This is a genomic window from Streptomyces sp. CB02959 (genome assembly GCF_002803155.1).
GTDB lineage: Bacteria > Actinomycetota > Actinomycetes > Streptomycetales > Streptomycetaceae > Streptomyces.
In genome coordinates, this window is record NZ_NNBP01000018.1 from 82,730 (window position 1) to 97,274 (window position 14,545).

At 73.0% G+C, this 14,545-nt stretch carries 15 protein-coding genes and 1 tRNA gene; 2 read left to right on the top strand and 14 right to left on the bottom strand.

Annotated features, from left to right (window positions below; all coding sequences use genetic code 11):
* Window positions 1-71: 71 nt before the first annotated feature.
* Window positions 72-1,046: a zinc-binding dehydrogenase gene (locus CG747_RS27060; protein ID WP_100604444.1), complete on the bottom strand. Its 975-nt coding sequence runs from the start codon at window positions 1,044-1,046 to the stop codon at window positions 72-74.
* 197 nt (window positions 1,047-1,243) lie between these two features.
* On the opposite strand from CG747_RS27060, the gene CG747_RS27065 reads away from it, so the two are divergent.
* Window positions 1,244-1,882, top strand: a complete 639-nt coding sequence (locus CG747_RS27065; RefSeq protein ID WP_100604445.1) for a TetR/AcrR family transcriptional regulator — start codon at window positions 1,244-1,246, stop codon at window positions 1,880-1,882.
* A 119-nt stretch (window positions 1,883-2,001) separates the two neighbouring features.
* Here CG747_RS27065 and CG747_RS27070 read toward each other — a convergent pair.
* Window positions 2,002-2,083 (bottom strand) — tRNA-Tyr (locus CG747_RS27070).
* A gap of 189 nt (window positions 2,084-2,272) precedes the next feature.
* On the opposite strand from CG747_RS27070, the gene CG747_RS27075 reads away from it, so the two are divergent.
* Window positions 2,273-2,761 carry a YajQ family cyclic di-GMP-binding protein gene (locus tag CG747_RS27075; RefSeq protein ID WP_100604446.1) on the top strand — a complete coding sequence of 163 codons (489 nt, stop codon included), beginning with the start codon at window positions 2,273-2,275 and terminating at the stop codon, window positions 2,759-2,761.
* A 136-nt stretch (window positions 2,762-2,897) separates the two neighbouring features.
* On the opposite strand, the gene CG747_RS27080 is transcribed toward CG747_RS27075, so the two are convergent.
* From CG747_RS27080 to CG747_RS27135, 12 genes are all read right to left on the bottom strand, one after another.
* Window positions 2,898-3,290, bottom strand: a complete 393-nt coding sequence (locus CG747_RS27080) for a YccF domain-containing protein (RefSeq protein WP_100604447.1) — start codon at window positions 3,288-3,290, stop codon at window positions 2,898-2,900.
* A 118-nt stretch (window positions 3,291-3,408) separates the two neighbouring features.
* Window positions 3,409-4,278, bottom strand: a complete 870-nt coding sequence (gene htpX / locus CG747_RS27085; RefSeq protein ID WP_100604448.1) for a zinc metalloprotease HtpX — start codon at window positions 4,276-4,278, stop codon at window positions 3,409-3,411.
* Window positions 4,279-4,491: 213 nt separating this feature from the next.
* Window positions 4,492-6,015, bottom strand: a complete 1,524-nt coding sequence (locus CG747_RS27090) for an NADH-quinone oxidoreductase subunit N (protein ID WP_100604449.1) — start codon at window positions 6,013-6,015, stop codon at window positions 4,492-4,494.
* A complete protein-coding gene (locus CG747_RS27095; protein WP_100604548.1) occupies window positions 6,015-7,604 on the bottom strand; it encodes a NuoM family protein in 1,590 nt (529 codons plus the stop codon). Before CG747_RS27095 ends, CG747_RS27090 begins: the two co-directional genes overlap by 1 nt.
* Window positions 7,605-7,717: 113 nt before the next feature.
* Complete coding sequence (locus CG747_RS27100; RefSeq protein WP_100604450.1) at window positions 7,718-9,760, bottom strand: NADH-quinone oxidoreductase subunit L; 2,043 nt, start codon at window positions 9,758-9,760, stop codon at window positions 7,718-7,720.
* Window positions 9,757-10,134 (bottom strand): NADH-quinone oxidoreductase subunit NuoK, encoded by a 378-nt coding sequence (gene nuoK, locus CG747_RS27105; RefSeq protein WP_100604451.1) that lies wholly within the window; start codon window positions 10,132-10,134, stop codon window positions 9,757-9,759. The genes CG747_RS27100 and nuoK overlap by 4 nt, the downstream gene beginning before the upstream one ends.
* Window positions 10,134-10,724 carry an NADH-quinone oxidoreductase subunit J gene (locus tag CG747_RS27110; RefSeq protein WP_100604452.1) on the bottom strand — a complete coding sequence of 197 codons (591 nt, stop codon included), beginning with the start codon at window positions 10,722-10,724 and terminating at the stop codon, window positions 10,134-10,136. The genes nuoK and CG747_RS27110 overlap by 1 nt, the downstream gene beginning before the upstream one ends.
* Window positions 10,721-11,308, bottom strand: a complete 588-nt coding sequence (locus tag CG747_RS27115; RefSeq protein WP_100604453.1) for an NADH-quinone oxidoreductase subunit I — start codon at window positions 11,306-11,308, stop codon at window positions 10,721-10,723. The genes CG747_RS27110 and CG747_RS27115 overlap by 4 nt, the downstream gene beginning before the upstream one ends.
* On the bottom strand, window positions 11,309-12,274 hold the full coding sequence (gene nuoH, locus CG747_RS27120) for an NADH-quinone oxidoreductase subunit NuoH (RefSeq protein WP_100604454.1): 966 nt from the start codon (window positions 12,272-12,274) through the stop codon (window positions 11,309-11,311).
* A complete protein-coding gene (locus CG747_RS27125; protein ID WP_100604455.1) occupies window positions 12,271-13,485 on the bottom strand; it encodes an NADH-quinone oxidoreductase subunit C in 1,215 nt (404 codons plus the stop codon). Before CG747_RS27125 ends, nuoH begins: the two co-directional genes overlap by 4 nt.
* Window positions 13,485-14,138 (bottom strand): NADH-quinone oxidoreductase subunit B, encoded by a 654-nt coding sequence (locus CG747_RS27130; protein ID WP_100604456.1) that lies wholly within the window; start codon window positions 14,136-14,138, stop codon window positions 13,485-13,487. Before CG747_RS27130 ends, CG747_RS27125 begins: the two co-directional genes overlap by 1 nt.
* A complete protein-coding gene (locus CG747_RS27135; protein WP_100604457.1) occupies window positions 14,129-14,530 on the bottom strand; it encodes an NADH-quinone oxidoreductase subunit A in 402 nt (133 codons plus the stop codon). Before CG747_RS27135 ends, CG747_RS27130 begins: the two co-directional genes overlap by 10 nt.
* Window positions 14,531-14,545 lie beyond the last annotated feature (15 nt).

The window sequence follows — 14,545 nt, forward strand, 5'->3', positions numbered from 1 at the left end:
GCCGCGTGCCTCTTCCCGGACGCCGGGGCGGCGGCGGACGCCCCAGCGCCGGCTGGGGCCCGTGCCGGCCGCTACGGGAGGACGAGGATCCGGCCGAGGTGGGACCGCTCCTCGATGAGCCGGTGCACGGCGGGCGCCTCGGCGAGCGGGAACCGTGCGTGGACGGCGGTCCGCAGCCGTCCGGACACGGCGTGGCCGGCCAGCTCGGCCATCTCCGCGCGGGCCTGCTCCGGGGCGGCCGCGCGCCAGGCCAGCAGGGAGAACCCGGCGACCGCCTTCAGGGCGAAGAGGCTGGTCACGGGGACGTCGAGCAGGTCGTTGCCGGCGGCGCCGTAGACCACGACGCGGCCGAACGGCGCCAGCAGGTCCAGGCTCTGCCGCAGGATCCCGCCGCCGACGGAGTCCAGGACCAGGTCCACGCCCTCGGGTGCGAGCTCGCGGACCCGCTCCGGCCAGTCGTCGGCCGAGTAGTCGACGGCGGCGTCGGCGCCGAAGGACCGGACGAAGTCGAACTTGGCCGGCGAGCCGACCGCGGCGATCACCTTCCCGGCCCCCAGCAACCTGGCGAGCTGCACCGCGAGGTGGCCGATGCCGCCGGCCGCGGAGTGCACCAGGACGGTCTCCCCCGCGGCGAGCCGGCCGGTGCGCAGCACCCGTAGGGCGACCGGGGCGCCCATGGGGAGCATGCTGGCCACGCCGAGGTCCGCCCCGTCGGGTACCGGGGCGAGCCACTGGGCGTCGGCGACGACGTGCTCGGCGAAGGCGTCCTCGCCGAGCGCCGCGACCCGCTGCCCGATCAGCCCGCGGTCGGCACCGGGGCCGGCGGCCTCGACGGTGCCGACCACGTCGCCGGTGAGCTTGCCGGGCAAGGGGCGCTGGAAGAGCGGTCCGGCGGCCGGCCCGCGCCGCAGCTTGGTGTCGACGAAGTTGGCCCCGATCGCCTCGGTCCGGAGGAGCACCTCGCCGGGGCCCGGGGCGGGGACCTCGGCCTCCTCGATCGTCAGGACGTCGGGGCCGCCGTACTCGTAGTAGCGAACGCGTCGCATTCCAGCTCTCCTCGGTGGTCGACGAACGCAGCGGTGGGTCAGCCCGGACCGGCGCGACCAAGTTAACTGGACTGGCGGTCAGTTTATGTAGCGACGACCGTAGCCGTTACTGGACCGTCGGTCCACTTGCTTTGCGAAATGATGTCCTCCCGGCACGGGCCGGACCGTGGAGCCGTACGACGAGTGGGTGAGGACCGATGGCAGCAGGTCGCCGCGAACGCGCCGACGCGGTACGGAACCGGCGCGCCATCCTGCTGGCGACCGAGGACCTCCTCGCGCACCACCCACCGGAGAAGATCTCGATGGAGCAGGTCGCCGCCGCGGCCGGGGTCGGCAAGGGCACGGTCTTCCACCGCTTCGGCAGCCGCATGGGCCTGATGCAGGCCCTGATGGAGGAGCGGGCGGTGGCGCTGCGCGAAGCGGTCACCGACGGCCCGCCGCCGCTGGGGCCGGGCGCCGCCCCCCGTGAACGACTGCTGGCCTTCCTGGACGGCGTCGTCGAGATGGTCGCCCGCAACAAGGGGCTGCTGGCCGCGCTCTGCCACGCCAGCACGACCGCCCAGCGCCCCGCCGCCGAGGACGGCGAACCGCAGGGCGAGCACCCGTTCCACGCCTTCTGGCACGACCACGTCAGCGCGCTGCTCGCCGCGCAGCGCCCCGATCTGGACGCCGGACTCCTGTCGGACTTCCTCATCGGGGCACTGCAGAACGAGCGCGTCCTGCGACTGCTGGAGCGCGGCGAGACCGAGCGGGTGGCCGGGATGCTGCGCGCGCTGGTCACCGGGCTGCTGGACGCCGCACCGCCGGCCGACGAGGACACGCCCCGGGCGCCGTGAGGCACGCCGACACGCAGAGAATCCCCCGGCCCGGATCCGGGCCGGGACACCACCCGAAAGGCGGCACAACGAAAGACCCCTGAACCGCATTTCTACGATTCAGGGGTCCTTCTTGGCTGTGGCGGCGCCAGGATTCGAACCTGGGAAGGCGAAGCCGGCAGATTTACAGTCTGCTCCCTTTGGCCGCTCGGGCACACCGCCGGGTTGTGTCGTCCGGATTCCCGCTGTGGGGCGGTGCTCCGTGGCAACGTCGTAAACCATACCCGATGACAGGGGGTGGTTTGCCACTCGATTCGGGAGCGCTGGATCTTGGCCGGGTGGCTAGGCTTGGCAGGCGGTCCGGGAAGGGCCGCACCTCTGATGGATCTACGTACGAGGAGCCAACCCACAATGGCCGACTCCAGTTTCGACATCGTCTCGAAGGTCGAGCGGCAGGAGGTCGACAACGCCCTCAACCAGGCCGCCAAGGAGATCTCGCAGCGCTACGACTTCAAGGGCGTGGACGCGTCGATCCAGTGGTCGGGCGAGAAGATCGAGATGCGGGCCAACGCCGAGGAGCGGGTGAAGGCCGTCCTGGACATCTTCCAGTCCAAGCTGGTCAAGCGCGGGATCTCGCTCAAGGCGCTGGAGGCCGGCGAACCGCAGGCGTCGGGCAAGGAGTACCGGATCTCCGCCTCGATGCAGGAGGGGATCTCGCAGGACAACGCGAAGAAGGTCGCCAAGATCATCCGCGACGAGGGGCCGAAGGGCGTCAAGGCGCAGGTGCAGGGCGACGAGCTGCGGGTCACCTCCAAGAGCCGGGACGACCTGCAGGCCGTTCAGCAGCTGCTGCGCGGCAAGGACCTGGACTTCGCGGTCCAGTTCGTCAACTACCGCTGAGCGTCCCCGAAAGGGGCGTGCGGCACGCAGGAAGCCGGTGGGGCGGCGCGACACGGGAGCGCGCCGCCCCATCGGCGTTCCGGAACGCGGGAGTTGGCCTCGGCCGCGCGGGCGCGGGCCGTCGCGGACGGAACGGTCAGCGGGTGGCGAACGGCTGGTCGGTGGGGACGATCTCGCGGCCCAGCGGCAGCAGGGAGAGCGGGATCATCTTGAAGTTGGCGATGCCGAACGGGATGCCGATGATCGTCACGCACTGGGCGATGCCGGTGACGATGTGGCCCAGGGCCAGCCACCAGCCCGCGAAGACGATCCAGATGATGTTGCCGATCGTCGAGCCGGCGCCGGCGTCGCGGCGCTCGACGGTGGTCCGGCCGAAGGGCCACAGGGCGTAGCCGGCGATCCGGAACGAGGCGATGCCGAACGGGATCGTGACGATCAGGATGCAGCAGATCACGCCCGCGGCGACGTAGCCGAGCGCCAACCAGAAGCCGCTGAGGACCAGCCAGAGGATGTTGAGGATGAACTTCATGATTGGCAGCCTTCCAGGGGCAGGTCGGGAAGTGGTTCCGCCGTCCTAGACGCGGCCGACCGCGGGGAACGTTGCGTCCTTGCGGCACATGAGCGAAAGACGCGGTCGGCGGCCGGTCTCAGGGGCGGTGGTGGCCGGCCATCTGTTCCAGGCGGGCGATGCGCTCGGGCATCGGCGGGTGGGTGGAGAAGAGCCGGGAGAGGCCCTCGCCGGGGCGGAACGGGTTGGCGATCATCATGTGGCCGGCGGTCTCCAGGCGGGGCTCCGGCGGCAGCGGGAGCTGCTGGGTGCCGAGCTCCAGTTTGCGGAGGGCGGAGGCCAGGGCGAGCGGATCGCCGGTGAGCCGGGCGCCGGAGGCGTCGGCCTGGTACTCGCGGGAGCGGCTGACGGCGAGCTGGATCAGCGAGGCCGCGATCGGGCCGAGAATCATGATCAGCAGCGTGCCGACGATGCCGGGGCCCTCGTCATCTTCGTCGGAGCGGCCTATGGGGATCAGCCAGGCGAAGTTGACCAGGAACATCACGACCGAGGCCAGTGCGCCGGCGACGGAGGAGATGAGGATGTCGCGGTTGTAGACGTGGCTGAGCTCGTGGCCGATGACGCCGCGGAGCTCGCGCTCGTCGAGGATCTGGAGGATGCCGTCGGTGCAGCAGACGGCGGCGTTGCGGGGGTTGCGGCCGGTGGCGAAGGCGTTGGGCGCCTGGGTCGGGGAGATGTACAGGCGGGGCATGGGCTGGCGGGCCGCGGTCGAGAGTTCGCGGACCATGCGGTAGAGCTGGGGCGCCTCGAACTCGCTGACCGGGCGGGCCCGCATCGCGCGCAGGGCGAGTTTGTCGCTGTTCCAGTACGCGTAGGCGTTGGTGCCCACGGCGATCAGGACCGCGACGATCAGGCCCGTACGGCCGAAGAAGCTGCCGATGACGATGATGAGTGCGGACAGTCCCCCGAGGAGTACGGCGGTCCTGAGCCCGTTGTGCCGGCGGTGCACGGTACGCCCTCCAAGTGGTGCGGCAGGGGAACCCTTTGCTTCGTTTCTCCACTCTCCAGTGGACCCTTACTCACTGGTCAACGCGAGATGAGCAGGGGTGGTTCCCCAGGCCGTGCCTGGTGGGGGCGGGGTGGGGTGCGGCCGGCGGGGTGACCGGGGGACCGCAGGGCCGGGCGGGGGTGCCGGGCGGCCCTACGGCGGGAGCCGCCGGCCCTAGAGGAGGGCGCCGGCGGCGAAGCGGAGCACCAGCTGGGGGGCGCCGGAGAGGACGACACCCACGAGGGCGGCGAGGGCCAGGGCGGTGGACAGCGCCGCCGGGATCGGGGCGCGGGGCTGCCCGGCGGGCTCGCCGGCCGGGGCCTTCGCGGGCCGGAAGAGGAGCGCGGTCCACTGGAGGTAGTAGTAGAGCGCGATCACGACGTTCACGGCCATGACGACGGCGAGCCAGCCCAGTCCGGCGTCGACCGCGGCCGAGAAGACCGTCACCTTGGCGAACAGCCCGATGATGCCCGGCGGGAGGCCCGCCAGGCACAGCAGGAAGAAGCCGAGGGCGAGCGCCACCAGGGGGCGGCGGTGGTAGAGGCCCTGGTAGTCGGCGAGGCGGTTGGCGGGGCGGGTGCGGGCCACCAGGGCGGCGACGGCGAAGGCCCCGAGGTTCACCGCGGCGTACATCAGGGCGTAGGCGACGGTCGCGCCGACGGCGTGCGCGGGGTCGTGGGCGTAGCCGGCGGCGGCGATCGGGACCAGCAGGTAGCCGGCCTGGCCGACGGAGGACCAGGCGAGCAGGCGGACCGCGCTGTGGGTGCGGGCCGGGTCCTGGCGGAGCGCGGCGGCGTTGCCGACGGTCATGGTCAGCGCGGCGAGCACGGCCAGCGCCGGGCCCCAGACGTCCGCGTACGCGGGGAAACCCTGGACGGTGACGAGGATCAGGCCGGAGAAGCCGACGGCCTTGCCGACCACGGAGAGGTACGCGGCGATCGGCAGCGGCGCGCCGACGTAGGTGTCCGGCACCCAGAAGTGGAACGGGGCGGCGGCGGTCTTGAAGGCGAAGCCGACGAGGGTGAGCGCGACGCCGGCGCCGGCCAGGGTGGCCAGGCGGGGGTCCGGGAGGGCGGACAGGGCGTGCGCCACCCGGGAGAGGTGGAGGCTCCCGGTGGCCGCGTAGACGAAGCTCACGCCGAGCAGCATCACGGCGGTGGCGGCCACCGAGGAGAGGAAGAACTTCAGCGCCGCCTCGGAGGAGAGCCGGTCGCCGCGGCGCAGCCCGACCAGGGCGAAGGCCGGCAGCGAGGCGACCTCCAGGGCGATGACCAGGGTGGCCAGGTCCCGGGAGGCGGGCAGGAGGGCGGCGCCGGCGGCCGAGGAGAGCAGCAGGAACCAGTACTCCCCCGCGGGCAGGTCGTGGTCCTTGATGGTGTCGATGGAGAGCAGCGCGGTCAGCAGGGCGCCGCCCAGCACCAGGAACTGGACGATCAGGGTGAAGTGGTCGGCCACGTAGCTGCAGGTGTCGGGGTGGCCGGTGAGGCAGAAGGTGCGGCGGCCGCCGTCCAGGAGGGGCAGCAGCAGGAGCGCGGAGGCGGCCAGGCCGGCGGTCGCGAGCCAGCCCAGCAGCGGCTTCCGGGCGGCGGGCAGGAAGAGGTCGGCGACCAGCACCACCAGGGCGACGGCCGCGGTGAGGGTGGGCGGGGCGATGGCGAGCCAGTCGACGGACTGGACCAGCGAGGTGACCTGACTCATCACTTACCGCCTCCGAGGAGCTGCTGGACGGCCGGGTTCGTGAGGCCGAGGAGGGCCGCGGGCCACAGTCCGGCGAGGACGGTGAGGACGGCGAGGGGGCTCCAGGCCGCGTATTCGTAGCGCGCGAGGTCGGGGAGGGCGGGGGCGGTGGCCGGCCCGCCGGCTTCCGTCGGGGACGCCGGGGCCTTCAGGGTGCCGCCCATGCAGATCCGGCGGACGACCAGCAGCAGGTACGCGGCGGTCAGCAGGGTGCCGAGGCCGGCCAGCGCCATGAACGTCAGGAACGCGGGGCGGCTCAGGCCGGCGGCCGGGTGGAACGCGCCGAACATCGCCAGCATCTCGCCCCAGAAGCCGGCCAGTCCGGGCAGGCCCAGGGAGGCCACGGCGCCGAAGGCCAGCAGGCCGCCGAAGCGCGGCGCGCGGCCGTAGAGGGCGGCGCCGGTGGTGCCCGCCAGGGTGTCCAGGTCGGTGCTGCCCAGCCGGTCCTTGAGGCCGCCGACGAGGAAGAAGAGCAGGCCGGTGATCAGGCCGTGCGCGACGTTGGCGAACAGCGCGCCGTTGACGCCGGTGGGGGTCATGCTGGCGATGCCGAGCAGGACGAAGCCCATGTGGCCGACGGAGCTGTAGGCGATCAGGCGCTTGAGGTCGCCCTTGGCGCCGGTGCGGACCAGGGCGAGGCAGGCCAGCGAGCCGTAGACGATGCCGACGGCGGCGAGCGCGGCGAGGTACGGCGCGAAGGTGTGCATGCCGTCGGGGGTGATCGGCAGCGCGATCCGGACGAAGCCGTAGGTGCCCATCTTCAGCAGGACGCCGGCCAGCAGCACCGAGCCGGCGGTGGGGGCGGCGGTGTGCGCGTCGGGCAGCCAGCTGTGCAGCGGCCACATCGGGGACTTGACGGCCAGTCCGATGCCGACGGCGAGCACCGCGATGACCTGGACGGTGTGGCTGAGCTGGGCTTTCGGGCCGTTGTCAGTGGCGAGTGCGACCATGTCGAAAGTGCCGGATTTCAGCCCGATGAGGAGGAGGCCGAGCAGCATGACGACGGAGCCGAGCAGCGTGTAGAGGATGAACTTCCAGGCGGCCGCTTGGCGCCGGGCACCGCCCCAGCGGGCGATGAGGAAGTACATCGGGATGAGGACCATCTCGAACGCGAGGAAGAAGAGCATCAGGTCCAGGACGGCGAAGGTCGCGAGGGTGCCGGATTCCAGGACGAGGATCAGCGCCACGAATGCCTTGGGTGACGGGCCCGTTGGCATGTTGAAGTAGCTGTAGAGGGCGCAGAGGAAGGTCAGCAGGGCGGTCAGGACCAGGAGGGGGAGCGAGATGCCGTCGACGCCGAGGTGGATGCGGATGCCGAGCGCCGGGATCCAGCTGAGGTCGGTGGTGGCCTGCATACGCGCCGGGTGACCGTGGTCGAAGCCGACGGCCAGCGCGATCGTCGCGGCGAGCACCACGCCGGTGACGGTCACGCCGTGGCGCAGCACGGCCTGGTCGGGGTTCTTCCCCTTCAGGCCGGGCGGGGCCGGCAGCAGTGCGGCGAGCGCGCCGACGAGCGGGAGGACGACGGAGCCCGCGAGGAGGATCTGCAGGGCGGTGTGGTTCACGGGTCAGGCCCTCCTCAGGGTTTCGGCTCCGGCGAGGCAGGCCACGAGGACTGTCGACTGGGGGTGCGGGGGTCGGCCCGCGGGGGATGGCGGCACGGTCAGGCTCCCGTGCCCGTGGCGACGAGGACGGCGGCGATGACCAGTACGAGCGCGCCGGCCAGCAGCGCCCCGAGGTAGGTCTGCACGTTCCCGGTCTGGGCGCGGCGGACCGCGGCGCCCAGCCAGCGGGGGGCGGTGCCGGCGCCGCTGACGTAGGTGTCGACGACCGCGCGGTCCAGGAAGCGGACCAGGGTCGCGGCCGCGCGGGTGGGTCGGACGAACAGCGCGGAGTAGACCGCGTCGAGGTGGAAGCCGGCGGCCGCGTGGCGGTGCAGCGGGCCGAGCAGGAGCCGGCCGGGGTCGGCCGGGTCCGGGGCGCCGGCGGCGTCGCCGTAGGCCGGGGGGTGGGTGACGATGGCCAGTTCCTCGGCGAGCGCGGGGGTGGCGTCCTCCGCCACGGCGACGGCGCCGAGCGGGGTGCGGGTGGCGAGGGCGCTGGTGTGGCGCCAGGCGGCGTAGGTGATCAGGCCGCCGACGAGGGCGACACCGGTGCCCAGCACGGAGGTGGTGAGGGTCGGGGTGAGCGAGCGCCCGTCGAACCAGGCGGGCAGGAAGGGGGCGGTCAGGCCGAAGCCGACGGTGGGGATGAAGAGCACCCACAGCACGGCGGTCATCGCTCGCGGCTGCGGGCCGTGGTCGGGTGCCTCGGGGCCGGTCCCGCAGAACGTCAGCAGCCACAGCCGGGTGGCGTAGGCGGCGGTCAGGAGGGCGGTGAGCAGACCGGAGACCAGGACGGTCCAGCCGGCGGCGCCGGGGATGCCGGCCGCGTGGCCGGTGGCGGCGTGCTCGGCGGCGCCCAGGACGGCTTCCTTGGAGAAGAAGCCGGCGAACGGTGGGATCGCGGCGAGCGCGAGCAGGGCGACGGCCAGCGTCCAGGCGGCGTCCGGGATGCGGCGGGACAGGCCGCCCATCCGGGACATGGCGGCGAGCGAGTTGGTGCCCGCGGCGTGGATGACCACGCCCGCGCCGAGGAAGAGGAGGGCCTTGAACGCACCGTGCGACAGGAGGTGGAAGACGGCGGCGCCGCGGTCGCCGACGGCCAGCGCACCGGTCATGTAGCCGAGTTGGCCGACGGTCGAATAGGCCAGCACGCGCTTGATGTCGTCCTGGGCGAGCGCGGCCAGGCCGGAGCCGACCATGGTCACCGCGGCCAGCACGGCGAGCACCACCAGCGCCGCCGCGGAGGCGGCGAAGACCGGGAGGAGGCGGGCGACGACGTACACACCGGCGGCGACCATCGTCGCGGCGTGGATGAGCGCCGAGACCGGGGTCGGGCCGGCCATCGCGTCCGGGAGCCAGGTGTGCAGCGGGAACTGCGCGGACTTGCCCGCGACGCCGGCCAGCAGCAGCAGCGCGATCAGCGTCGGGTGGTGCAGGCCGTCGCGGGCGACGTGGCCGAGGATGCCGGTGATCCGGAAGGTCCCGGTGTCGGCGGCCAGCGCGAAGATGCCGAAGAGGAAGGGGACGTCGCCGAGCTTGGTGACGAGGAACGCCTTGAGGGAGGCGGCGCGGGCGGCCTCGGTCTCCCAGTAGTGGCCGACGAGGAAGTACGAGCAGATGCCCATGACTTCCCAGCCGACCAGCAGCACCATCAGGTCGCCGGTGTAGACGACCAGCAGCATCGCGGAGGTGAAGAGCGAGACCAGCGCGGCGTAGGACGGGTAGCGCGGGTCGTCGCGCAGATACGCCGTGGAGTAGATCTGCACGCAGGTCGCCACGACGCCGACGAGGACGGCGATCAGCGCGGCGAAGCCGTCGATGTGGAGCGCCAGGTCGATGGGGAGCGAGCCGGTCGGGGTGAGCCGGGTGGCGACGTCGGTGGCCGGGCCGCCGCCCTGGCCGACGGCGACGGCGACGGTAAGCACCGCCGCGGCGAGCGTCGGCAGCACCGCCAGCGGCCGGACGAAACCGGGCGCATGGAAAACAGGGCGAAGCTCGTCGGGGCGGTGGCGGGAGACGGGCGAGCGCCCCAGGAGGAGGCCGGTGACGGCCCCGAGGAAGGGCAGGAGGGGAACGAGTACGGCGGTGGTCGTGAGAGTCACGCGGTGGCCTCCGCCCCGGTGTCCGGCTGCGGCTGCCGCGGCCCGTCCGCGCCGTCGGGGCCGGCCGGCCGTTCGGCGAGGTCGCGGAGCCGGTCGATGTCGGAGCTGCCGCGGTTGCGGTAGACGAGCAGCACGATCGCCAGTCCGATGCCGATCTCGGCGGCCGCGACGGCGATGGTGAAGAGGGTGAGCGCCTGGCCGGCGTGCAGGGTGTCGCGCAGCCAGACGTCGAAGGCGACGAGGTTGAGGTTGACGGCGTTGAGCATCAGCTCGACGGACATCAGCACCAGGATCGCGTTGCGGCGGGCGAGCACGCCGTACAGGCCGGTGCAGAAGAGGAGGACGGCCAGGACCGCCGGGTACGCGAGATGCATCAGTGCCGCTCCTCCCCCGCGGTGGGGGCCGAGGTCTCGGCGGCGCCCTTGGCGTCGCCGCCCCGGCGGGACAGCACGATCGCGCCGACGAGCGCGGCGAGCAGCAGGACGGAGAGCGCCTCGAAGGGCAGCACCCAGAAGCGGAACAGGCTGCGCCCGGAGACCTCGGCGGAGCCCTGTGCGGTCCCGTCGAGGTCGATCCAGGTGGCGCGGAAGGCGTCGACGACGACCCAGACCAGGGCCGCGGCCGAGGCGCCGGCCACCGTGAGCGCGGCCCAGCGGTTGCCCGAGTCGGCGTCCGGGGACGGGCCGATGGGCGCCTTGGTGAGCATCAGCCCGAAGAGCAGCAGCACGACCACCGAACCGACGTAGATCAGCACCTGCACCCAGGCGATGAACTCGGCGGTGAGCAGGAGGTACGCCACGGCGACCCCGCCGAGGGCGACCACCAGCCACAGCGCGGCGTGCACCAGCTGCCGGGAGGTGACGGTCATCAGCGCCGCGCCGAGGGTGGCGATGCCGACGAGGACGAAGGCGATCTCGACGCCGGTGGGCGAGAGGAAGCCGTGGCTTGCGGCGGCGAGCGTCACGTTCCCTCCTGGGTGGTGTCGGTGGCGTTGTCGGCGGGCGGCGGCTCCGCTGCCGCGGCGGCCTGCTGGGCGGCGAGCTTGTCCGCGGCCTTGCGGGCGGCGGCGATCTCCTTGGGCTCCTCGGCCGCCGGGTCCAGCGCGGGCGGCTCGGGCACCGTCCACATCCACTCGCGCAACGTGTCGCGCTCGTGGGTCAGGTCGCGGATGTCGGTCTCGGCGTACTCGAACTCCGGCGACCAGAACAGCGCGTCGAAGGGGCAGACCTCGATGCAGATCCCGCAGTACATGCACAGCGCGAAGTCGATCGCGAAGCGGTCCAGTACGTTGCGGCTGCGTTCGCGGCCCCCAGGGGCGGCCGGCGGCACCGTCTCCTTGTGGGAGTCGATGTAGATGCACCAGTCGGGGCACTCACGGGCGCACAGCATGCAGACCGTGCAGTTCTCCTCGAACAGCCCGATGACGCCGCGGGTGCGCGGCGGGAGCTCGGGCTGGACGTCCGGGTACTGCGCGGTGACGGACTTCCGCGTCATCGTGCGGAGGGTGACGGCCAGGCCCTTGGCCAGACCGGAACCGGGAATACCCATCTAGGAGATCACCACCTTGACTACGCCGGTGAGGGCGATCTGGGCGAGCGCGAGCGGGATCAGGACCGTCCAGGCGAGCTTCTGCAGCTGGTCCTCGCGCAGCCGCGGGTAGGTGACCCGCAGCCAGATGACGACGAAGCAGAGCGCCACGGTCTTCACCAGCGTCCACACCCAGCCCAGGCCGTCGGCGCCGAACGGGCCGTGCCAGCCGCCCAGGAAGAGGACCGTGGTCAGGGCGCTGAGCACGACGATGCCGGCGTACTCGGCGAGCAGGAAGAGCGCGAAGCGCAGTCCGGTGTACTCGGTGTACGCGCCGAAGATGATCTCCGAGTCGGCGACCGGCATGTCGAACGGCGGCCGCTGGAGCTCGGCGAGCCCGGCGACGAAGAACACCACGCCGCCGACGAGCTGCCACGGCACCCACCACCAGTGGAAGGCGTCGAGGATGCCGGGCAGCGAGAGGGTGCCGGCGGCCATCGCCACCGACGCGGCGGTCAGCAGCATCGGCAGTTCGTAGGCGAGCAGCTGCGCGGCCGTGCGCACGCCGCCGAGCAGGGAGAACTTGTTGGCCGAGGCCCAGCCCGCCATCAGGGAGCCGAGCACGCCGACGCCCATCACGGCCAGCACGTAGAAGACACCGGCGTCGAGGGCCTGCCCGACGGCGTTGTGCGGCCCGACCGGTATGGCGACCATGACCAGGAGGTACGGCAGCAGCGCGACCGCGGGCGCGAGTTGGAAGATCCGCCGGTCGGCGCCGGCCGGGACCACGTCCTCCTTCTGCACGAACTTCACACCGTCGGCGACCAGCTGCGCCCAGCCGTGGAAGCCACCGGCGTACATGGGGCCGAGGCGGCCCTGCATGTGGGCCATGACCTTGTGCTCGGTCTGGCCGATGACCAGCGGGAACACCAGGAACACGACGAAGACGGCGAGCAGGCGCAGCACCAGGGCGAGGGTGTCGCTCATGGGGTGTCGCCTCCTTCGGGTCGGGCGTCGGGCCGGGCGTCGGGGCCGTCGGACGGTTCGTCGGACGGTTGCGGGGTGGACTCCGGGGTCGGGGTCGGGGCCTCTTCTGCTTCGGGCTTCGGCTTCGGCTTCGGCTCGTCGGCCGGTGCGGCGGACGGTCCGGGCTCGGGCGCCGTTTCCGGTGCGTCGAAGGCCGGGCGGGCGTGGTGCCAGGGCGCGTCGGCGGAGCGCGGGGGCGCCGTGTCCTTGGGCGCGGCGGCCTCGGGCGCGGCGGCCTCGGGCGCGGTGTCTTCAGGTGTAGTGGCCTTGGGCGCGGCGTCCTCGGTGGCGGCCGGCTGCTGGCTGGCCGAGCCCTCGCTCGCCGAGCGGGTGCGGCGGGCGGGCCGGTCCGGGCGCGCGGCGCGGGCCGGACGCTCGGCCGGGGTGCCGGCGGGCGCCTCGGCATCCGCCGCCTGCTGGCTCGCCGAGCCCGCGCTCGCGGTCCGGGTCCGCCGGGCCGGGCGCTCGCCGGTGGCACCCGCCGCCCGCGCACCGCGGGCCGGGCGCGCCGGGGCGGGCGGCAGCTGGCCCTTGAGCGGGCCCCACTCGTTGGGGTCGGGCACGCCCGGGGGCAGCATCTGCCGCCGCTTGGGCCCGCCGTGCTCGGACTCCCCCGGTTCCTTGGCGCCGGGCCACGCCTTCGCGACCCGGGCCGCCAGGACGAAGTCCTTGCGCAGCGGATGGCCCTCGAAGGTGTCCGGCAGGAGCAGCGGCACCAGGTGCGGGTGGCCGGTGAAGTCCACGCCGAACATCTCGTGGGTCTCCCGCTCGTGCCAGCCGGCGCCCGCGAACACACCCACGGCGGTGGGCAGTACGGGCGCGTCGTGCGGCACGGTGGTCCGGACGATCAGCCGGCGGACGGTGCCGGGGCGCGCCACGTCGGCGAGGTGGGCGCAGACCCGGAAGCCGGTGCCGGGCTCGTCGACGGCGCTCAGCCAGTCGAAGTAGGTGCAGCCGAGGTCGTCGCGGGCGGTGGTCAGCGCGGTGAGCCAGGCGTCCGCCGGGACGTCGACGGTCAGCAGGTCGTACGCCAGCTCCGCGGTGGCGCCGGCGCCGAAGAGTTCGCCGGCGGCACGCGGCAGCCAGCCGACGAGCGGCTCGGCGGCCGCCGCGGCGGTCGGTTCCTCCGGCCGCTGCTCGGACTGTTCGGGCTGCTGAGGCTGCTCGGTCATCAGGAACCCTCCCCCGCGGTCCCGGACACGTCGGGCCCCGGGGCGGCCGGCGGGGTCACCAGGCCGCTGCGGAGGGCCGCGGCGGACGGCCGGGCGGCATGCCGGTAGCGCTCGGCGAGCGACTCGCGGGCGATCTTCTCCTGGAGCTTGAGGATGCCCTGGAGCAGCGCCTCCGGGCGGGGCGGGCAGCCGGGGACGTAGACGTCCACCGGGATGATCTGGTCGACGCCCTTGGTGACCGCGTACGAGTCCCAGTAGGGGCCGCCGCAGTTGGAGCAGGCACCGAAGGAGATGACGTACTTCGGCTCGGGCATCTGCTCGTAGAGCCGCTTGACCGCGGGTGCCATCTTGTCGGTGACGGTGCCGGAGACGACCATCAGGTCGGCCTGGCGCGGGCCGGGCGCGAACGGGATCACGCCGAGCCGGATGAAGTCGTGCCGGGCCATGGACGCGGCGATGAACTCGATGGCGCAGCAGGCCAGGCCGAAGTTGAAGACCCACAGGCTGTAGCGGCGGCCCCAGTTCAGGACCACCTTCATGGGTTCGGGCGCGAGCCGGGCCAGCGCGCCGAGGCGCCGCGGCTCCGGCAGGTACTCGGGGGCGGCGCTCCGGGGCGCGGCCTCGGAGCCGGCGGAGGCGGGGGTCACGTCCATTCCAGGACGCCCTTCTTGTACGCGTAGAGGAGGCCGATGGCGAGGAAGCCGAGGAAGATGAACATCTCCACCAGTGTGACCCCGCCGAATCCCGGTGCGGCGAAGACCGTCGCCCAGGGGAAGAGGAAGATCGAGTCGACGGCGAAGATGACGTAGAGGAACGCGTAGACGTAGTAGCGGATCTGGGTGTGCGCCCAGCCCTCGCCGACCGGGTCCACGCCGCACTCGTAGGTCAGCAGCTTCTCGGGCGTGGGCACGACAGGCCGCAGCAGCCGCCCGGCCCCGAAGGCCACGGCGACGAACAGCACTCCGACCACGGCGATGATCCCGACGGCCGAATAGCCCTGGAAATAGTCCGCGGCGACGGTGGTGCGTACGGTCGCGTCCGGCACGTCCGCCCCTCGCTC